The sequence below is a fragment of the Kluyvera genomosp. 1 genome (genome assembly GCF_001266615.1).
Taxonomy (GTDB): Bacteria; Pseudomonadota; Gammaproteobacteria; order Enterobacterales; family Enterobacteriaceae; genus Kluyvera; species Kluyvera cryocrescens_A.
Window position 1 is genome coordinate 64,148 of sequence record NZ_LGHZ01000018.1, and the last position, 19,291, is coordinate 83,438.

The 19,291-nt window shown below is 55.3% G+C and carries 16 protein-coding genes and 1 other annotated feature; of the genes, 6 read left to right on the top strand and 10 right to left on the bottom strand.

Going from position 1 to position 19,291, the window contains the following annotated elements; genetic code table 11:
• Positions 1-28 precede the first annotated feature (28 nt).
• The 3 genes from copA to ybaK all read left to right on the top strand — a co-directional run bounded on the left by copA (position 29) and on the right by ybaK (position 4,095).
• Entirely contained in the window at positions 29-2,530 is a 2,502-nt protein-coding gene (gene copA / locus KP80_RS11645) for a copper-exporting P-type ATPase CopA (protein ID WP_052283805.1), read from the top strand.
• 89 nt (positions 2,531-2,619) lie between these two features.
• The gene (locus KP80_RS11650) at positions 2,620-3,414 is read left to right on the top strand and encodes a TraB/GumN family protein (RefSeq protein ID WP_052283806.1); all 795 of its coding nucleotides are present in this window, start codon (positions 2,620-2,622) and stop codon (positions 3,412-3,414) included.
• Positions 3,415-3,615: 201 nt separating this feature from the next.
• The gene (gene ybaK / locus KP80_RS11655) at positions 3,616-4,095 is read left to right on the top strand and encodes a Cys-tRNA(Pro)/Cys-tRNA(Cys) deacylase YbaK (protein ID WP_052283807.1); all 480 of its coding nucleotides are present in this window, start codon (positions 3,616-3,618) and stop codon (positions 4,093-4,095) included.
• Positions 4,096-4,171: 76 nt separating this feature from the next.
• On the opposite strand, the gene ushA is transcribed toward ybaK, so the two are convergent.
• A complete protein-coding gene (ushA, locus tag KP80_RS11660; protein ID WP_052283808.1) occupies positions 4,172-5,824 on the bottom strand; it encodes a bifunctional UDP-sugar hydrolase/5'-nucleotidase UshA in 1,653 nt (550 codons plus the stop codon).
• Positions 5,825-5,998: 174 nt separating this feature from the next.
• On the opposite strand from ushA, the gene KP80_RS11665 reads away from it, so the two are divergent.
• Positions 5,999-7,219, top strand: a complete 1,221-nt coding sequence (locus KP80_RS11665) for an MFS transporter (protein ID WP_052283809.1) — start codon at positions 5,999-6,001, stop codon at positions 7,217-7,219.
• A 255-nt stretch (positions 7,220-7,474) separates the two neighbouring features.
• On the top strand, positions 7,475-9,151 hold the full coding sequence (ybaL, locus tag KP80_RS11670; protein WP_052283810.1) for a YbaL family putative K(+) efflux transporter: 1,677 nt from the start codon (positions 7,475-7,477) through the stop codon (positions 9,149-9,151).
• 42 nt (positions 9,152-9,193) lie between these two features.
• On the opposite strand, the gene KP80_RS11675 is transcribed toward ybaL, so the two are convergent.
• From KP80_RS11675 to KP80_RS11715, 9 genes are all read right to left on the bottom strand, one after another.
• Positions 9,194-10,498 carry an inosine/guanosine kinase gene (locus KP80_RS11675; protein ID WP_052283948.1) on the bottom strand — a complete coding sequence of 435 codons (1,305 nt, stop codon included), beginning with the start codon at positions 10,496-10,498 and terminating at the stop codon, positions 9,194-9,196.
• Positions 10,499-10,561: 63 nt separating this feature from the next.
• Positions 10,562-11,524, bottom strand: coding sequence for a ferrochelatase (hemH, locus tag KP80_RS11680; protein WP_052283811.1), 963 nt, complete (start codon positions 11,522-11,524; stop codon positions 10,562-10,564).
• A 183-nt stretch (positions 11,525-11,707) separates the two neighbouring features.
• Positions 11,708-12,352, bottom strand: coding sequence for an adenylate kinase (adk, locus tag KP80_RS11685; RefSeq protein ID WP_052283812.1), 645 nt, complete (start codon positions 12,350-12,352; stop codon positions 11,708-11,710).
• A 252-nt stretch (positions 12,353-12,604) separates the two neighbouring features.
• Positions 12,605-14,479, bottom strand: a complete 1,875-nt coding sequence (gene htpG / locus KP80_RS11690; RefSeq protein ID WP_052283813.1) for a molecular chaperone HtpG — start codon at positions 14,477-14,479, stop codon at positions 12,605-12,607.
• 108 nt (positions 14,480-14,587) lie between these two features.
• Positions 14,588-15,193, bottom strand: a complete 606-nt coding sequence (gene recR / locus KP80_RS11695) for a recombination mediator RecR (RefSeq protein WP_052283814.1) — start codon at positions 15,191-15,193, stop codon at positions 14,588-14,590.
• A complete protein-coding gene (locus KP80_RS11700) occupies positions 15,193-15,525 on the bottom strand; it encodes a YbaB/EbfC family nucleoid-associated protein (protein ID WP_052283815.1) in 333 nt (110 codons plus the stop codon). Before KP80_RS11700 ends, recR begins: the two co-directional genes overlap by 1 nt.
• Before the next feature lie 57 nt (positions 15,526-15,582).
• Positions 15,583-17,514, bottom strand: a complete 1,932-nt coding sequence (gene dnaX / locus KP80_RS11705) for a DNA polymerase III subunit gamma/tau (protein ID WP_052283816.1) — start codon at positions 17,512-17,514, stop codon at positions 15,583-15,585.
• Positions 16,189-16,253: a sequence feature (DnaX frameshifting element), on the bottom strand. It overlaps the preceding gene by 65 nt.
• Positions 17,515-17,606: 92 nt before the next feature.
• Positions 17,607-18,158, bottom strand: coding sequence for an adenine phosphoribosyltransferase (apt, locus tag KP80_RS11710; RefSeq protein ID WP_052283817.1), 552 nt, complete (start codon positions 18,156-18,158; stop codon positions 17,607-17,609).
• Positions 18,159-18,307: 149 nt separating this feature from the next.
• Complete coding sequence (locus KP80_RS11715; RefSeq protein ID WP_052283818.1) at positions 18,308-18,685, bottom strand: DUF454 family protein; 378 nt, start codon at positions 18,683-18,685, stop codon at positions 18,308-18,310.
• A 67-nt stretch (positions 18,686-18,752) separates the two neighbouring features.
• Between KP80_RS11715 and priC the strand changes: the two genes are divergently transcribed.
• Complete coding sequence (gene priC / locus KP80_RS11720; protein ID WP_052283819.1) at positions 18,753-19,280, top strand: primosomal replication protein N''; 528 nt, start codon at positions 18,753-18,755, stop codon at positions 19,278-19,280.
• Positions 19,281-19,291: the final 11 nt, after the last annotated feature.

Genomic DNA, 19,291 nt, shown 5'->3' on the forward strand with positions numbered 1-19,291 from the left:
TGGTCACCCTGCAATTAAGGAGAGCATGATGTCTCATACCATCGACCTAACCCTGGACGGCCTGTCCTGCGGTCACTGCGTTAAACGCGTGAAAGAGAGCCTGGAACAACGTCCTGACGTTGAACAAGCGGATGTCACTATCGAAGCGGCACACGTCACCGGTAGCGCCAGCGCTGAAGCGCTGATTGAAACCATTAAACAAGCTGGATACGGTGCGGAGTTAAGCCACCCAAAGGCTAAACCGCTGGCAGAGTCATCATCCCCGTCGGAAGCACTGACAGCGGCCACCCCTGAGCTTCCGGCAGCACAGGATCTGGATGACAGCCAACAGCTGCTGATCAACGGTATGAGCTGCGCCAGCTGCGTTTCCCGGGTACAGAAGGCTTTGCAGGCTGTCCCCGGCGTCGTACAGGCACGGGTAAACCTGGCGGAGCGCACGGCCCTAGTCATGGGCAATGCTTCCGCCGGTGATTTAGTACAAGCCGTAGAGAAAGCAGGCTACGGCGCGGAAGCGATTGAGGACGATCTCAAGCGCCGCGAACGCCAGCAGGAAACTGCGCTGGCAACCATGAAACGTTTTCGCTGGCAGGCGATTGTGGCCCTGTTAGTCGGTATTCCGGTGATGGTTTGGGGGATGATCGGCGACAACATGATGGTCTCCGACGATAACCGTTCCCTGTGGCTGGTGATTGGTCTGGCCACGCTCGCAGTGATGGTTTTTGCCGGTGGCCACTTCTATAGTAGCGCCTGGAAAAGCCTCAAGAACCGCACCGCCACCATGGATACGCTGGTCGCGCTCGGCACCGGCGTGGCGTGGCTGTACTCGATGAGCGTTAACCTGTGGCCACAGTGGTTCCCGATGGAAGCCCGCCACCTCTATTATGAAGCCAGCGCCATGATCATCGGTCTGATAAACCTCGGTCATATGTTAGAGGCGCGTGCCCGTCAGCGTTCGTCCCGGGCACTGGAAAAATTGCTCGATCTGACACCGCCTACCGCGCGCGTAGTCACCGATGACGGCGAAAAAACCGTGCCGCTGGCCGATGTGCAGCCGGGTATGACCCTGCGTCTCGCCACCGGCGACCGCGTGCCGGTCGATGGAGAAATCAGTCAAGGTGAAGCCTGGTTTGATGAAGCCATGCTGACCGGTGAACCTATTCCGCAGCAAAAAGGCGACGGCGACAGTATTCACGCCGGAACCGTGGTGCAGGACGGTTCCGTGTTGTTCCGCGCCAGCGCAGTCGGCAGCCACACCACCTTGTCGCGCATCATTAAGATGGTGCGCCAGGCGCAAAGCAGCAAACCTGAAATTGGTCAATTGGCCGACAAAATCTCGGCGGTGTTTGTGCCGGTGGTGGTTGCTATCGCCATCTTCAGCGCCGCCATCTGGTACTTCTTCGGCCCAGCGCCGCAGATCGTTTACACCCTGGTCATTGCCACCACAGTGCTGATTATCGCCTGCCCTTGTGCGCTCGGTCTGGCAACACCGATGTCGATTATCTCCGGCGTTGGACGCGCCGCAGAATATGGCGTACTGGTCCGTGATGCCGATGCATTGCAGCGCGCCAGCGAACTCACCACGCTGGTGTTTGATAAAACCGGCACCCTGACCGAAGGTAAACCGCAGGTCGTGGCGGTGAAAACGCTGGGCGCGATTAGCGAAGTCACCGCACTGCGCTTAGCCGCCGCGCTGGAACAGGGCTCAAATCACCCGCTGGCACGCGCCATTTTAGAAAAAGCCGCCGAGAAGTCGTTACCGCAGGTCAATGCCTTTCGCACTCTGCGCGGTCTCGGCGTGAGCGGTGACGTCGACGGGCATCAGGTTCTGCTGGGCAATCAGGCATTGATGCATGAACAGCAGATCGCGACACATGAACTCGATGATGAAATAACACAGCAGGCCGCCAAAGGTGCAACGCCGGTGCTGTTAGCCGTTGACGGCCATGCCGCCGCGCTGTTCGCCATCCGCGACCCAATGCGCAGCGACAGTGTGGCAGCATTACAACGCCTTCACCGCGAAGGCTACCGCCTGGTGATGCTGACCGGTGATAACCCGATTACCGCCAATGCCATTGCCAAAGAGGCCGGTATTGATGAAGTGATTGCCGGCGTCCTGCCGGATGGCAAAGCGCAGGCGATTAAAGATTTGCAGGCACAAGGCCAGAAAGTGGCGATGGTCGGTGATGGCATTAACGATGCCCCGGCGCTGGCGCAGGCTGAGGTCGGTATCGCCATGGGTGGCGGTAGCGATGTGGCAATTGAAACCGCCGCCATCACTTTGATGCGTCATAGCCTGGTGGGCGTTGCCGATGCGTTGGCTATCTCCCGCGCCACGCTGCGCAACATGAAACAAAACCTGTTAGGTGCCTTTGTCTACAACTCACTGGGTATTCCCATTGCCGCCGGGATCCTTTGGCCGCTGACCGGTACATTGCTCAACCCGGTCGTGGCAGGGGCGGCGATGGCGCTGTCTTCCATCACCGTGGTGAGCAACGCCAACCGTCTGCTGCGTTTTAAACCAAAACAGTAATCCCATCGTCCCTCCCACCTTTGGGAGGGACGCGTTTGCACCTTTCCCCCCATCGCGCTAGCATGAGATTTTCCTTCCAGGGAGCGCGGATGAGCCTGCTGAATCAACTCCAACACCTGTGGCGCATTCTGCGCGGTTCAACTTATAGCTGGCCTGCGCTGGATGTTGCGCTACCCGGCGGCCGCCATTTACACCTGGTTGGCAGCATTCATATGGGGACCCGCGATATGGCTCCCCTTCCCGCCAGGTTGGTCAAAAAGCTGCGTCAGGCCGATGCGCTGATCGTTGAAGCCGATATTTCCGGTAGCGAAACGCCGTTCACCAATCTCCCCATCTGCCCACCGTTGGCCGAACGCCTGAGCGAAGCACAGCTGAACGAACTGGAAAATCGGGTGACCGAGCAGGGGTTATCGCTTTTTCGCTTTGATACCCAACCGCTGTGGCAAATTGCCATGGTATTGCAGGCAACTCAGGCGCAGCGTCTGGGGCTGCGCCCAGATTACGGAATCGACTACCAGTTACTGACGGCCGCGCGTGCCGCCGATCTACCGGTACAGGAGCTGGAAGGCGCGGACAGTCAGATTGATCTGCTGTGCCAACTGCCCGATGGCGGAATGGCGTTGCTGGACGATACCCTGACCCACTGGCATACCAACGCACGATTATTACAAGTGATGATCGGCTGGTGGCTACAGCAGCCACCGTCAAACGGGACGGCCTCGCTACCGAACACCTTCAGCCAGTCGCTGTATGATGTGTTGATGGTGAAACGAAATGAAGCCTGGCGCGATACGCTGCTGGCGCTGCCGCCGGGGCGCTACGTGGTCGCCGTGGGGGCGTTGCATTTATACGGGGAAGGCAATCTGCCGCAAATGTTGAAATAAAAAAATGGCCAATATTTCTATTGGCCCGTCAAAGAGGAATTTCATCATTATTATTATCCCGAAGTTTTCACTCCGGATCCTTCGATTGTCGCTCAAAGTTGCCGCAACTGCCAAGACCTAATGCGCAAGATTATACTATTTTTTAGTCTGTTTACGGGCGTATGCTGAGTGCATATCTCGTTTGTGGTAAGAAGGAACGTTATGACTCCCGCCGTTAAGTTACTTGAAAAGAACAAAATCCCATTTAGCATACACACCTACGATCACGATCCGAATGAAACCAATTTTGGTGACGAAGTGGTCCGTAAATTAGGTCTCAACGCAGACCAGGTTTATAAAACGCTGCTGGTTGCGGTGAACGGTGATATGAAGCACCTCGCCGTGGCGGTTACGCCAGTCGCTGGGCAGTTGGATCTTAAGAAAGTTGCCAAAGCGCTCGGTGCGAAGAAAGTGGATATGGCTGATCCGATGGTGGCACAGCGCGTCACCGGGTATCTGGTCGGCGGCATCAGCCCATTAGGGCAGAAAAAGCGTCTGCCGACGGTGATTGACGCGCCATCTCAGGAGTTTGCCTCTATTTTTGTCTCAGGCGGTAAGCGCGGGTTGGATATTGAGCTGGCGGCGGGGGATTTAGCGAAAATCCTCGGCGCGACCTTCGCAGATATTGCGCGCCGGGATTGATCGGAGCGGGTTGTCCCCTAACCCTCTCCCCAAAGGGGAGAGGGAATAGAACGAAGCCCGGGAACGGCTCAAAGCCTTACTGCCAGCTCACTTCCCCTTTCGGTTCGTAAGCGTTCACATCAAGCGGTGAGTTCTGTTCAATGTACTGCTTCAGAACTTCTGCATCGATAAAGCCGGTATTCACATAGCCTGGTTTGCTATCAATCTTCGGATAACCGTCGCCGCCGGTGGCATTAAAGCTGAGGGTGGCTAAACGATAGGTTTTCGCCGGATCAATGGCCTCACCTTTGATTTTCAGATCCTGAAGCTGCCCACCCTTCGCCACAAAGCTGACGTTGGCAAACTGCGGATAAGCTCCGGAGTCCGGTTTCATCTGCGCCACCGCGGTAAGGTATTCAGTGACCTCTTTGCCGCTCATGTCAGCGTAGACCACCACGTTACCGAACGGCTGCACCTTCAGCACGCTCTTATAGGTGATATTTCCGGCCTCGATGGAATCACGAATGCCGCCACCGCTCATGACGCCAAAATCAGCGCTGGTACGCGCCATTTGTGCCGCGAGAATCAGCCGCCCCATGTTGGTTTGTACAAAGCGGACCTTGCTGCGATCGCCTTCCAGGTGCCCGTTGACGCTCCCCACTTTGACATCTAACTGCGCCTTACCTTTGCTCTGGAATGGCGTCAGCAGTGACAGCATCTGCGGGTTTTCCGGGATTTGTGGCGTGTAAAGTACGCGCTCACTCTGCCCGTTGTCATAGGTGACTTTTTTCTTCAGGTTGACCGGGATCAGTTGGTAGTGCACCAGCTTCAGCTCGCCGTTACGGAACTCAAAATCAGCACGGCCGACGTATTTGCCCCATTCATGCGCCTGCACAATCCAGATGCCGTTTTGTTTGTCCGGCGCGCACGGGGTGCCCGGCACATAGTCGACCTGCTTTTTATTCTCCGACGCCATACACACCGGGTCTTGTGAGTGACCACCCACAATCATCGCCAGTGAGCCAGCAGGCAAGCTACGAGCCATCTCGACGTCACCCGGCGCGTTGGAACCGTGCTCACCGTTATCGTAATGGCCCATATGGGTGGTCGCCAAAATCAGATCGGGCTTCTCGTTTTGCTGCAGTTCCTGGATAACCAGCTTCGCCTCTTCTGCCGGTTTGCGGAATTCGATGTCGGTGAAGTATTCCGGGTTACCGATTTTCGCCGTGTCGTCGGTAGTTAAACCAATGACGGCAATTTTCAGATCCTGACGTTTGAACAACGCCCACGGTTTAAACAGGCGTTCACCGGTGCTTTTTTGATAGATATTGGCGGAGAGGAATGGGAACTTAGCCCACTTTTCCTGCTGACGTAGCACACTCATCGGATTATCAAATTCGTGGTTACCGACCGCCATCGCGTCGTAGCCCACCAGATTCATCCCGCGGAAATCAGGCTCGGCGTCCTGAAGATCGGATTCCGGCACCCCGGTGTTGATATCGCCGCCGGAGAGAAGCAGCACGCTACCGCCTTCGGCCGCCACCTCTTTACGAATACCATCCACCAGCGTCTTTTGCGCTGCCAGCCCGTATTCACCGTATTCGCTGCGCCAGAAGTGCCCGTGATGATCGTTGGTATGCAGAATGGTGATTTTATAAGTTTTATCTTGCTGGTAAGCCTGTGCCGGTAAGCTGGTTAACGATAAAGCCGCCAGCATCGCCAACGCCACGCCCCGTTTGACGAATCGCATAAATCTCTCCCTGAGTGAATAACAACCGCAGAAATTACAACGCCATGAAATATTAGTCTAATTTGTTTTCAGAAATGAGACTTCCTTCAAACGTCTTAGGCAGGTATCTTAGTCTGATAACTATTATTAAAGCGTTTATCCCCAACATCGCTCGATAAAATACAAGTGGAATCTATGGCAATCTCTGAAACTAGCCCTACCCGGCCGGGTCCTTCTGCGTCTTCGCAAAAGGGCCGCACCTCATTTGGCATCCTGGGAGCAATCAGCCTCTCCCACCTGCTCAATGACATGATCCAATCGCTGATCCTCGCGATTTACCCCCTTCTTCAGTCGGAGTTTTCGCTGACGTTTGTGCAGATCGGGATGATCACCCTCACCTTCCAGCTCACCTCGTCGCTATTCCAGCCGGTTATCGGTTACATCACCGATAAGCGCTCAATGCCGTGGTCGCTGCCGGTGGGTATGTGCTTTACCCTGACGGGCCTGGTGCTTTTGGCGCTGGCTGGGAGCTTTGGCATGGTGCTGCTGGCCGCCGCTCTGGTCGGGACCGGTTCTTCGGTCTTCCACCCGGAATCCTCCCGCGTGGCGCGTATGGCCTCCGGCGGCCGTCACGGGTTGGCGCAGTCTATCTTCCAGGTAGGCGGTAACTTTGGTAGCTCATTAGGGCCATTGCTGGCGGCAGTGATCATCGCACCGTACGGTAAAGGTAACGTGGCCTGGTTTGTATTAGCCGCGCTTCTGGCGATTGTGGTGCTGGCGCAGGTAAGCCGTTGGTACGCCGCGCAGCATCGGATGAACAAAGGCAAACCGAAGGCGCCAATTATTAATCCACTGCCGAAGAATAAAGTGATCCTGGCCGTTTCCATCCTGTTAATGCTGATTTTCTCGAAATACTTCTATATGGCGAGCATTAGCAGCTATTACACCTTTTATCTGATACAAAAATTCGGATTATCGGTACAAAATGCCCAGATTCATTTGTTCGCCTTCCTTTTTGCTGTTGCCGCAGGCACGGTCATTGGTGGCCCGGTAGGGGATAAAATTGGGCGTAAATATGTTATTTGGGGCTCTATCCTCGGTGTCGCACCGTTTACCCTCCTTTTACCTTACGCAACCCTGTGGTGGACCGGGATTTTAACGGTGATCATTGGATTTATCCTCGCTTCAGCGTTTTCTGCCATTCTCGTCTACGCCCAAGAGCTGTTACCGGGCCGAATCGGCATGGTTTCCGGACTATTCTTCGGTTTCGCCTTTGGCATGGGGGGCTTAGGTGCTGCGGTGTTGGGGCTTATCGCCGACCATACCAGCATTGAATTGGTCTATAAAATATGTGCTTTCCTACCACTTATTGGGATGTTGACCATATTCTTACCTGATAACCGCCAAAAACACTGAGTTATCGGCAGTCAAAGTGTCACTTTGGCTGCCGCCACTTCCTTGCAAGCTCGCCCCCTGCCTACCTTCCTGCATTCAATTTTCACTTTTGTGCCATTTACTCTCAAAAATTCAATTTTTTAGCTAAATTCAAGAATTATTCACAAACATAATGGTGGAAATTGTCATAAACTATTACCAGGCTTTTTGGTTTTCAGGTTGTTTTGACACTCTGCACCAAAAATGGAACCACGCATCACGACGAAAGGAGACGGAATGCATCACGCCACACCGCTTATCACCACCATTGTTGGTGGCCTTGTGCTCGCTTTTTTCCTTGGCATGATTGCCAATAAGTTAAGAATTTCCCCTCTGGTAGGTTATTTATTAGCGGGTGTGCTGGCCGGACCGTTTACTCCAGGATTTGTCGCTGACACTAAGCTTGCGCCGGAACTGGCAGAATTAGGCGTTATTCTGCTGATGTTTGGCGTCGGTCTCCATTTCTCGCTCAAGGATCTGATGGCGGTAAAGTCGATAGCCATCCCCGGAGCGATAGCCCAAATCGCCGTCGCCACGTTGCTGGGGATGCTGCTTTCCACCTTCTTAGGCTGGTCAATGATGACCGGTATCGTCTTTGGCCTGTGTCTTTCTACCGCCAGTACCGTGGTACTGCTACGTGCACTGGAAGAACGGCAGCTTATTGACAGTCAGCGAGGGCAGATTGCCATCGGCTGGCTTATCGTTGAAGACCTGGTGATGGTACTAACACTGGTTCTGCTGCCAGCCGTCGCCGGCATGATGGAAAAAGAGAATATTGGCCTTGCCTCGCTGGCAATGGATATGGCCATTACGATTGGTAAAGTCGTGGCGTTCATCGCCATCATGATGCTGGTGGGCCGTCGTCTGGTACCGTGGATTCTTTCACGCAGCGCCGCGACCGGTTCTCGCGAGCTGTTTACCCTTTCCGTCCTGGCGCTGGCGCTGGGTATCGCCTTCGGTGCCGTTGAGCTGTTCGATGTCTCCTTCGCGCTGGGTGCCTTCTTCGCCGGGATGGTGCTGAACGAGTCAGAGTTGAGCCACCGAGCCGCGCACGACACGCTGCCGCTGCGCGATGCGTTTGCAGTGCTGTTCTTTGTCTCCGTCGGGATGCTCTTCGACCCACTGATCCTGATTGAGCAGCCGCTGGCGGTGCTGGCAACGCTGGCGATTATTATCTTTGGTAAATCGCTGGCCGCATTCGGGCTGGTACGCCTGTTTGGCCACTCACAGCGCACCGCGCTGACCATCGCCACCAGCCTTGCACAGATTGGTGAATTCGCCTTTATCCTTGCCGGTCTGGGCATGGCGCTGGATCTGCTGCCGCAGGCCGGGCAAAACCTGGTGCTGGCGGGCGCAATCCTCTCCATTATGCTCAATCCAGTGCTGTTCACGGTGCTTGAGAAATATCTCGAAAAGACGGAAACGCTGGAAGAGCAGACGCTGGAAGAAGCGCTGGAAGACGAAAAACAGATCCCCGTGGATATCTGCAACCACGCTCTGCTGGTCGGTTACGGCCGCGTAGGAAGCCTGCTAGGCGAGAAGTTAATGGCTCAGGGCATTCCATTGGTGGTCATTGAAACCTCGCGTACCCGCGTGGACGAGCTGCGTGAGCGCGGCATTCGCGCCGTGCTGGGCAATGCGGCCAATGAAGAGATTATGAATCTCGCGCACCTCGACTGCGCCCGCTGGCTGCTGTTGACCATTCCAAACGGCTACGAAGCCGGTGAGATTGTCGCCAGCGCCCGTGAGAAGTGTCCACACCTCGAGATTATCGCCCGCGCGCATTACGACGATGAAGTCGCCTATATCAGCGAGCGAGGGGCGAATGAAGTGGTGATGGGCGAGCGTGAAATTGCCAAAACCATGTTGGGTTTACTGAGTGAACCGCCGCTGAAAGAGGCGGTGAGCGGGTAGTATAAAAAAGCGGGGGCCAAAGGCCCCCGCTGTCATATCGAATTAACGTTCCCAGTACGCCTCTTCGAGGCTATCCTCTTTCTCCGGCAGCCCGCGCGTCAGACGCGGTGAGTGCTGGTTCAATACCTGATAGCTCACCCGGTTCGCATACTTACACACCTGCGCCAGCGACGAATAGGTCAGCCAGTTATGCTGATGTTTACTGGAGTTAGGCACGTTCGAACGGTGGTAGGCATTAGCGGTAATGTCGTGCAACAGCGCAGCCAGTGCGCCGTCACCGGCACCGTTGGTGTTCATGATCTTCTCAGGCCCACCCATGAATGGCGCAATGTGCGAATAGATACGCAACGGATCCTGGCAATCTTTATAACGTACCGCGCGGCTGAATTCGTACTGGTTGAATTCCGCAATAGCGCCCGGCAGCAGTGGATGCTGCGTTTTCCGTTTGGCCTCATTTTCGGTGAAGCCCGCCATATACAACCCGGTCGGCCCAGCAGTGCACAGCACCAGATCGACCCAATCCAGCGCTTTATCTGATGCCTGCAGCGGGTCGCTTAGCCCGGTCAGCGCTTCAGCTTCTTCTTCATTCATCGCCAGAATTGACACGTGCTCTTTGATAAAGCTCTGCCACCACTCCGGGCTATCGGCGATAACAAATTTGGTCCCCAGCGTCAGCACCACCGGTACATCGTATTTTTTGGCGTAGGCAATGGCCTGCATGGTGGCATCTGGCATCGGTTCGCCCGGCTTGCAGCGAACCAAATAAGACGTCAGCACCAGCGCTGAAGCCCCAGCAATCACGGACTCAGGGATACTCTCCGGACGCAGTTTATTCATGTGACCAGGGCTGATGGCAAAGGTCCGTTCACCCGCATCGCCTATCAGCGTGAAGCAGCGGCCAATTGGTCCATCAACGCCCTGCAGATAGTTGAGATCGGTACGGCTGGAGGTATTACACAGGTAACGGTAGGCGTAGCCACCAATTTCAATATTGCCGCACATCACGCCAAGCAGCACCGAACGGTCATCCGCCAGCACCGAATAGTTGTGCATCGTATTGCCGATAGTGCCACCGGCAAACTGATGGGTAATCAGATTCTCACGTACCAGCTCCTGGTACAGCGCCTCCGCCACGTCATCTTCAATCACCAACGAGTGCCCGGCACTCAAGCCGTAGCGCGCAATAAACGCATCGTCAACTTTGGCTTCGATATCCACCAGCGTCTGGTCAATGCCAACAACCCACGAGACGCTGTTTTCGCTCTCAGGCAGGATCTGTTTGAGCAGCGGATCGCGAGCGTCCACTGGGAAATAGTGTTTAGATTTGCGCTTACCGGGAAATTTCATGGTGATTTTTGTGTGGCCGTTAACAGGCGGAGAATAGTAGCACACTCCCCCGCCTGCTTGCGATTAGCGATACGACGCGGTCAGATTGGCCATCATCGTAATGTGCGCATCATCATCGTTCAGCGCCGGAATGTATTCATATTTCTGCCCACCCGCCTCAAGGAACACTTCGCGGTTCTGTACCGCAATTTCCTCCAGCGTTTCCAGGCAATCCGCCGAGAAGCCCGGGCACATCACCTGAATATGCTTCACCCCTTTCTCGCCGAGCATTTTCAGCGTTTCATCGGTGTAAGGCGTCAGCCACGGCTCACGGCCAAAGCGCGACTGGTAGGTCATCATCACTCTATCCGGCGAGATCCCTAACGCGGAAACCAGCTCGCGGGTGGTATCACGGCAGCGCTGTGGATAATCATCACCTTCATTGGCATAGCGCTGGGGGATGCCGTGGTAGGAAAGCAGCAGCACGTCCGGTTCACCGTGACGCTCAAATGAGGCGCGCGCGCTGGCAGCCAGCGCCTGAATGTAATCGTGGTCGGTCGCATAGTCGCGAATAAACGATACGCTGGGGATAGCCCGTTTGGTTGCCAAAATACGTGCCAGCTCGTCCCACACCGCAGCCACGGTAGAGCAAGAGTACTGTGGGTAGAGTGGCAGAACGATCAGCTGGTCAACGCCCTGCGCTAACAGCTCATCCACCGCGCTTTGCAGCGAGGGTGTGCCATAGCTCATGCCCAATACCACCGGCACGTCCGGCAGGCGCGCGGCCAATGCGCGCTGCTGACGACGGCTGTAAACCATCAGCGGCGAGCCCTCTTCCATCCACACCGATTGATAGAGCTTTGCGACACGGGGGGCACGAATAGGTAGGATCACGCCGCGCAGCAGCGGCCACCACAGCAGACGTGGGGTATCCACAACGCGTCGATCGCTGAGAAATTGCAGCAGGTAACGTTTAATTGCGCCCGGCGTCGGCGCATCAGGGGTGCCGAGATTAACCAGCAGAATACCGGGTTTCTTATGATGCATTACCGCCTCTTATCGATTCAAATTGTTGATAATTGTAGCGGAAAAGCGAGGAAGAAAAACTAATTGCTGTGAGAGGTAAGGCGAGAATGTGCCTGAAGTATTGCATTTAACAGATCTACCGAAGAATCGGTAGATCTGTTAAGGGGTTACGCCGCCATCCGACATGCAAGATGGCGTGAAACATTAACCGAGGATTTTCGCCAGTTCAGCGCGTACATCAGCAACGGCTTTAGTACCGTCAACTTTCGCGTACTGGGTGTTACCCGCCTGCGCTTCTTTGGAGTAGTAACCAATCAGCGGTGCAGTCATCTGATGGTATTCCACCAGACGCTTACGCACGGTTTCTTCCTGATCGTCTTTACGGGTGGTCAGCTCCTCGCCGGTCACATCATCTTTACCTTCCACTTTAGGCGGGTTGAATTTGATGTGGTAAACACGGCCAGATGCCGCGTGAACGCGACGACCAATGATACGGTCAACGATCAGTTCATCAGGAACGTCGAATTCCAGAACGTAGTCAACGTTAATGCCCGCTTCTTTCATGGCATCAGCCTGCGGAATCGTACGTGGGAAGCCATCCAGCAGGAAACCGTTACGGCAGTCTTCTTGAGAAATACGCTCTTTCACCAGCGCGATAACCAGTTCGTCGGTAACCAGTTTACCCGCGTCCATGATGTCTTTAGCTTGTTTGCCCAGCTCGCTGCCGGATTTCACCGCGGCACGCAGCATGTCACCGGTGGAAATTTGCGGAATGCCATATTTCTCCATGATGAACTGTGCCTGAGTTCCTTTCCCCGCGCCCGGAGCGCCAAGCAGAATGATACGCATTGCGAAAATCCCCTCAAAGGTTGTCAATATTTTTTAAAAAGCGCTAAAAGATACCACCAGAACGGCGATGGCTCAAGGAAGGAGGGTTGGCTGAAACGGTTAACGGTACGATATTTTACTCAACGTGCGGTTTGTTGCCCTCACCCCGGCCCTCTCCCACGGGGAGAGGGAGAAGGTCGGTACCGATTATAACCATTTGCACAATCGGTCCCCTCTCCCTATGGGAGAGGGTTAGGGTGAGGGCCTGTCTTATCAGGACACCAGCAGCTGGTTCATGCGGCGGATAAACTGGTTAGGGTCTTCTAGCGTACCGCGTTCGGCGAACAGTGCCTGGTCGAGCAGCAGCTCAACCCACTCTTTAAACTGCCCTTCGTCCTGGGTGTCGGCGGTGCGTTTCACCAGCACGTGATCCGGGTTCAGTTCAAAGATGTATTTCACTTCCGGTGCAGCCTGGCCCGCAGCGGCAAACAGTTTTGCCATCTGGGTGCTCATTTCGTCCGCGTCGGTGGTGACGATAGCCGGAGTGTCGGTCAGACGGTGAGTCAGACGCACTTCTTTCACGCGATCGCCCAGCAGGGTTTTCACGCGCTCAACAAACGGCGTCAGCGCTTTTTCGGCTTCTTTCGCGTTTTCGTCAACGTCATCCGCCAGCTTGTCGATGGACTCATCAGCTTTCGCTACCGACTGGAACACCTTGCCGTCAAACTCGGTCAGGTAGTTCATCATCCACTCATCGATGCGGTCAGAAAGCAGCAGCACTTCAATGCCTTTCTTACGCAGCAGCTCCAGGTGCGGGCTGCTCTTCGCCGCGGCATAGCTGTCGGCGGTGATGTAGTAAATTTTCTCCTGCCCTTCTTTCATGCGCGAAACGTAGTCGGCAAGCGACACAGTCTGCTCAGAAGAATCGGTATGGGTAGACGCGAAGCGCAGCAGTTTGGCGATAGCCTCCTGGTTGCCGTTGTCTTCCGCCGGGCCTTCTTTAAGCACCAGACCAAACTGTTTCCAGAAGGTCAGGTATTTCTCAGCATCGTCTTTGGCCAGCTTATCCAGCATCTGCAGTACGCGTTTGGTCAGCGCAGTGCGCAGATTACGGGTAACAGTGCTGTCCTGCAGAATTTCACGCGATACGTTCAGTGGCAGATCGTTAGAATCTATCAGACCGCGAACGAAGCGCAGGTAGTTCGGCATGAACTGCTCGGCGTCGTCCATGATGAACACGCGCTGTACGTACAGCTTCAGGCCGTGCTTATGATCGCGGTTCCACATGTCCCATGGCGCCTGCGAAGGGATATACAGCAGGCTGGTGTACTCCTGCTTACCTTCCACACGGTTGTGGCTCCAGGTCAGCGGATCGGTAAAGTCATGAGCGATGTGCTTGTAAAACTCTTTGTATTCGTCGTCGTTAAGCTCAGCTTTATTACGCGTCCACAGTGCCTGCGCCTTGTTGATTTTCTCCCAGGAAACAACGGTTTCGCCGTCTTTTTCTTCCTGTTTTTCAATCTCTACCGGCAGCGCGATATGGTCGGAATATTTGCTGATAACGGAGCGCACGCGCCAGTCATCGAGGAAGTCATCCTCGCCTTCGCGCAGGTGCAGCGTAATTTCAGTACCGCGATCGGCTTTGGTGATGTCGGCAACGGTGTATTCACCTTCACCTTCAGATTCCCAGAACACGCCGTTTTCCGGCTTATCGCCCGCCGCACGGGTGCGTACGGTGACTTTGTCTGCCACGATAAATGCCGAATAGAAGCCCACGCCGAACTGGCCGATAAGCTGGCTGTCTTTCGCCTGATCGGAGCCCATGGATTCGAGGAACGCCTTGGTACCGGACTTGGCGATAGTCCCGAGATGGTCGATAACCTCATCGCGGTTCATACCAATGCCGTTATCGGCAATGGTCAACGTACGCTTATCTTTATCGAAGGAAACACGAACGCGCAGTTCGCCGTCACCTTCATACAGATCGGGCGTCGACAACGCGCGAAAACGCAGTTTGTCCGCCGCATCTGATGCGTTAGAGATAAGCTCACGCAGGAAGATTTCTTTATTGGAATACAGAGAATGGATCATCAGGTGCAGAAGCTGTTTTACTTCTGACTGAAAGCCACGGGTTTCTTGTCCTTTCATTGCAAAATACCTCAATGCTGATTACAAGGTAAAAAAAAGCGATGAGAGGAAAATGGGGATGGGAGGAAAGGATTTCAAGCGAGAGCAGTAAATCCTGCTCTCGATTGATTAAAAACGAATCTTATGGCGCCCAGCCAGGGAGTGCGACAGCGTGGTGCCATCGACCATCTCCAGCTCGCCGCCAACCGGCACGCCATGAGCGATACGGCTGGCTTCAACGCCTGCCTGCGCGCACAGTTCGGCGATATAGTTGGCGGTTGCCTCCCCTTCCACCGTGGGGTTGGTGGCGAGGATAACCTCGGTGAGTTGCTCCGTTTCCAGACGCTGCTCAAGTCGGTCAAGTCCGATATCGTCCGGACCAATACCATCCAACGGCGAAAGATGGCCCATCAGCACGAAGTAGCGGCCAGAGAATTGCCCGGTTTGCTCAATGGCGTAGATGTCCGCAGGACTCTCCACCACGCAAATTTGACCGTTCTCCTGACGACGCGGGTTCGAACAGATGTTGCACACCTCCTGCTCGGTGAAGGTACGGCAATCGGCGCAGTGGCCGATTTCAGACATCGCACGGGTTAATGCCTGCGCCAGGCGCATCCCGCCGCTGCGGTCACGCTGCAGCAGGGTAAACGCCATGCGCTGCGCCGACTTCGGGCCAACGCCCGGCAGACAGCGCAGTGCTTCCATCAGCTGAGTTAACAGCGGACTGGTTTGCATCAGAATGGCATCTTAAAGCCTGGCGGCAGCTGCATTCCGGAGGAAACGGAAGCCATTTTCTCTTTCTGCGTTTCGTCGATACGACGGGCTGCATCGTTGAAGGCCGCAGCCACCAGATCTTCCAGCATGTCTTTGTCGTCTTCCAGCAGGCTTGGGTCGATTTCAACGCGACGGCAGTTATGCGCACCGTTGATGGTCACTTTCACCAAACCTGCGCCAGACTCGCCGGTCACTTCCAGCTGCGCGATTTCTTCCTGCATTTTCTGCATTTTGTCTTGCATCTGCTGGGCCTGTTTCATCAGGTTACCCAGACCGCCTTTACCACCAAACATAGGCTTCTCTCTCAATAAGTCACGTTAAAGGATGACAATCGTGAGCCAGGCTCACAATCAAATGGGGCGAATACTCTCTTCATCCAAATCCGCATCGAAGAACCGACGCAGGGTCTGAATGTTATTATCCGCGATAATTGACTCGCGCGCCTGCGCAAGCTTCTCTTCGTAAATGGCCTGTCGCCACTCCAGCGGTGTACGCACCGCCGGATTATCATCTTCCACGATGGTCAATTCAACAGGCGCACCGTATAAAGTACTCATCGCCTCGGACAGTTTCTGTAATGCTCCGGGCGAATTCAGGTGTCGCTGCGTCGGACGCAGATGCAGACACACAGTCTGGCCGTTTTGTTCTTTCCACGCGTTAAGTGCGACTTGCTCAACGAGCTTCGGCAACGCCATCTGACTAACCTGCGCCGCCCACTCGTCGCGCTCAATGGCTTCCGCCATCAGCTTTTGCGCCAGCTCTGGCGTCTTCTCATGCTCCAGCGCTTTCTTCAGCGCCTTCGGCGTCGCCACTTCCTCTTTCTTCACCTCGGCGACAGGCGTGGTCGCTTTCCAGCGATAGGCCTCTTTCTTCGCCGCAGGCTGCGTCAGCGCCGACGGTGCCGGACGCGCCTGAACGCGCTCGGATACCGATGCCAATCTTTCCAGCGCAGCGTTATTCACCGGCCGCGCGCGGGAAGCGGCTGCCGGTTCACTCTTTTTTGGTTGGGTTGCTCCCTGGCTGCCCTGCTGTAGCTGGCGACGTGCGGCCAGCACCTGATGAGTGGAATCAGGTAGCGAAGCCGCCGGTGGCGGGCTAACCGGCGCTGAGGCGGACACCGATGGCGGCTGTTGCGTCACCGGAGCACTGGCTGGCGCAAAAGCCTGCGACGGTCTTTCCGGCTCGGGTAGCGGTGCATTCGGGTGGAATGCCAGCGCGCGCAGCAGCGTCATCTCAATGCCCATGCGGCGATCAGGTGCATACGGTAATTCTTTACGGCCGATCAGCAGCGTCTGGTAGTAAAGCTGTACGTCAGTCGGGGGCACCGTCCGGGCCAGATTACGCATGCGTTGTTCAATCGCCGCCATGTCGCTGCCTAGCGCCGCAGGCGACAGCTGAACCATCGCAATTCGGTGCAGCAGACTTTGCATTTCCACCAGCAGAGCTTCCCAGTCAACGCCGCGCAGCGCGGCATCGTTGACCAGTTCCATCACGCGCTCACCGTTAGCGGCAACCAGCGCTTCAACCAACGACAGCGCCTGATCGTCGTCAAGCGTACCAAGCATTTCGCTGACCGAGACCGTGGTCAGTTTCCCTTCACCGCTGGCAATGGCCTGATCGGTGAGGCTCAGCGCATCGCGCAGGCTGCCGTCCGCCGCGCGCGCCAGCAATTGCAGGGCGCGGGGCTCGTGGCTGATATGCTCTTCATCAAGGATGTGTTCCAGCTGATGGCGGATCTGTTCAACGTCCAGCGCCTTCAGATGGAACTGCAGGCAACGCGACAGAATCGTCACCGGCAGCTTTTGCGGATCGGTGGTCGCCAGCAGGAATTTAACGTGTGCAGGCGGCTCTTCCAGCGTCTTCAGCAAGGCATTAAAGCTGTGACGGGAAAGCATGTGCACTTCATCGATAAGATAAACCTTAAAGCGACCGCGCGCGGGCGCGTACTGGACGTTATCCAGCAAATCGCGGGTATCTTCGACTTTGGTTCGCGAGGCGGCATCGATCTCAATCAGATCGACAAAACGCCCCTGTTCGATTTCGCGGCAGTTATCGCACACGCCGCACGGCGTCGCGGTAATGCCGGTTTCACAATTGAGCCCTTTCGCCAGCAAGCGGGCGATGGACGTTTTCCCGACCCCACGGGTGCCGGAAAAAAGATATGCGTGATGAATGCGCCCTAACGATAAGCCGTTCGCCAGTGCGGTCAGCACATGTTCCTGGCCGACGACGTCAGCAAAGGTTTGTGGGCGCCATTTTCGGGCTAAGACCTGATAACTCATTGGCTGGCTCTGAAACGCTGGAAGGTGGATTCTGGAAGGGGTAATGCTATCACAGCCCCGCCAGATCGGCGAGGCTATGTATCGGGAAATGCTTAGTGACCTGGGAAATTCACCAGGCTATAGCTGGTGATGCCCTGTTTTTCCAGGCGCTGCTCGCCGCCGAGATCGAACAGGTTGATGATGAATGCCGCGTCGTGCACTTCACCACCCAGACGACGAATCAGCTTCACCGTCGCTTCGATAGTGCCGCCGGTCGCCAGCAGATCGTCAACCACCAGCACTTTATCGCCGGGTTTAATCGCATCAACGTGGATTTCCAGCTGATCGGTGCCATATTCCAGCTCATAGCTTTCAGCGATGGTTTCGCGTGGCAGTTTGCGCGGCTTACGAACCGGGACAAAACCTACGCCCATCGCCAGCGCAACCGGCGCACCGAACAGGAAGCCACGTGCTTCGGTACCCACCACTTTGGTGATACCGGCATCTTTGTATTTCTCAACCAGCAGTTCAATGCTGAGCGCGTAGGCTTTCGGGTCTTCCAGTAAACTGGTGACATCACGGAAAAGAATGCCAGGTTTTGGATAATCCTGGATGCTCTGGATGCTATTCTTCAGATATTCAAGCTGCTGTGCAGTTGCGGTCATAGGTTTGTGCCTAATTAAAACAGTGTTACTTAAGGCGAGCAAAACGGGTTAAAAAAGTCGAACGCTTAAAATTTAACCGGGCGCGCCTGTGCTCGAAAACGCCAGAATTTACTGGCTAGCTCAGAGAATTGCAACACCATTAATGCGGTTCACGACTTTTGTTGTTCTGCATCAACCACCGGGATTCGCCACATAAAAATCAACAGCGCGCAGAGAATCACCAGCAGCAGCAAGCGAACCCAAAGCACGTCGACTAACCAAAGCGAGATGCCAAACGTCAGTAAAATCAGTGCAATCGCCCGCGGCTTCGCCCCAGGCGGCATCGCTTTATAGCGCTGCCAGTGGCGCAGATAGCCGCCAAACCACGAACGATAAAGCAGCCAGGCGTGGAATCTCGGCGAAGAGCGCGCAAAACACCAGGCCGCAAGTAGAATAAACGGCGTTGTCGGAAGTAGCGGTAAAACCACGCCTAACGTGCCAAGCGCTACCGCCAGCCAGCCAATAATGATTAAAATAGTACGCTGCATAATGCGAATCGTTATCAAATGAGTTTGCTAATGTAGCATAGCCGATAAGATTAACACGGAGAACCAGGTGAAAACGGCTCTGCTTTTACAAACGCTGGAACAACAGCTTGTCCGTCTACAGGCGCACGTTGCCCCACAGGCAGCCCACGCCACGCTGAGTGCCCGTTTTGACCGCCAGCTTTTTCGCACCCGCAGCACGCAAATGCAGGCCTATCTCGATGAAGCGCAGACGAACTTTCAGGAACTCAAACGCGCCGTTGAACAGCAACAGCTGCCGCAGGTCGCCTGGCTTGCTGAGCATCTGGCGGCGCAGATTGAAGCGATCAATCGGGAGAGTGAGGCATGGTCACTGAGAGTTTGGGACAGCACTTCACCGGGCCTGCGCCGCTGGCAGCGCAAACGGCTGGAAACGCAGGATTTCGAACGCCGCCTGCTGGAGATGAAGCAGCAGCGCCAACAGCAGTATCAACAGGCCACCACGCTGGATGAACAACAGCGTCTGGCACGTGAAATAACCGCTTTTGATGGCCGAATTACCCGCTGCCAGCAGGCGCTTTTAGAAATTGAACGCGTGCTTGCGCGCATGACGCGCTAAATAAGGAGAAA

What these genes read in the sequence shown, in the direction of transcription:
- copA (WP_052283805.1), top strand. Translation starts at nt 29, where the DNA reads ATGTCTCATACCATCGACCTAACCCTGGACGGCCTGTCCTGCGGTCAC.
- KP80_RS11650 (WP_052283806.1), top strand. Translation starts at nt 2,620, where the DNA reads ATGAGCCTGCTGAATCAACTCCAACACCTGTGGCGCATTCTGCGCGGT.
- ybaK (WP_052283807.1), top strand. Translation starts at nt 3,616, where the DNA reads ATGACTCCCGCCGTTAAGTTACTTGAAAAGAACAAAATCCCATTTAGC.
- ushA (WP_052283808.1), bottom strand. Translation starts at nt 5,824, where the DNA reads ATGCGATTCGTCAAACGGGGCGTGGCGTTGGCGATGCTGGCGGCTTTA.
- KP80_RS11665 (WP_052283809.1), top strand. Translation starts at nt 5,999, where the DNA reads ATGGCAATCTCTGAAACTAGCCCTACCCGGCCGGGTCCTTCTGCGTCT.
- ybaL (WP_052283810.1), top strand. Translation starts at nt 7,475, where the DNA reads ATGCATCACGCCACACCGCTTATCACCACCATTGTTGGTGGCCTTGTG.
- KP80_RS11675 (WP_052283948.1), bottom strand. Translation starts at nt 10,498, where the DNA reads ATGAAATTTCCCGGTAAGCGCAAATCTAAACACTATTTCCCAGTGGAC.
- hemH (WP_052283811.1), bottom strand. Translation starts at nt 11,524, where the DNA reads ATGCATCATAAGAAACCCGGTATTCTGCTGGTTAATCTCGGCACCCCT.
- adk (WP_052283812.1), bottom strand. Translation starts at nt 12,352, where the DNA reads ATGCGTATCATTCTGCTTGGCGCTCCGGGCGCGGGGAAAGGAACTCAG.
- htpG (WP_052283813.1), bottom strand. Translation starts at nt 14,479, where the DNA reads ATGAAAGGACAAGAAACCCGTGGCTTTCAGTCAGAAGTAAAACAGCTT.
- recR (WP_052283814.1), bottom strand. Translation starts at nt 15,193, where the DNA reads ATGCAAACCAGTCCGCTGTTAACTCAGCTGATGGAAGCACTGCGCTGT.
- KP80_RS11700 (WP_052283815.1), bottom strand. Translation starts at nt 15,525, where the DNA reads ATGTTTGGTGGTAAAGGCGGTCTGGGTAACCTGATGAAACAGGCCCAG.
- dnaX (WP_052283816.1), bottom strand. Translation starts at nt 17,514, where the DNA reads ATGAGTTATCAGGTCTTAGCCCGAAAATGGCGCCCACAAACCTTTGCT.
- apt (WP_052283817.1), bottom strand. Translation starts at nt 18,158, where the DNA reads ATGACCGCAACTGCACAGCAGCTTGAATATCTGAAGAATAGCATCCAG.
- KP80_RS11715 (WP_052283818.1), bottom strand. Translation starts at nt 18,685, where the DNA reads ATGCAGCGTACTATTTTAATCATTATTGGCTGGCTGGCGGTAGCGCTT.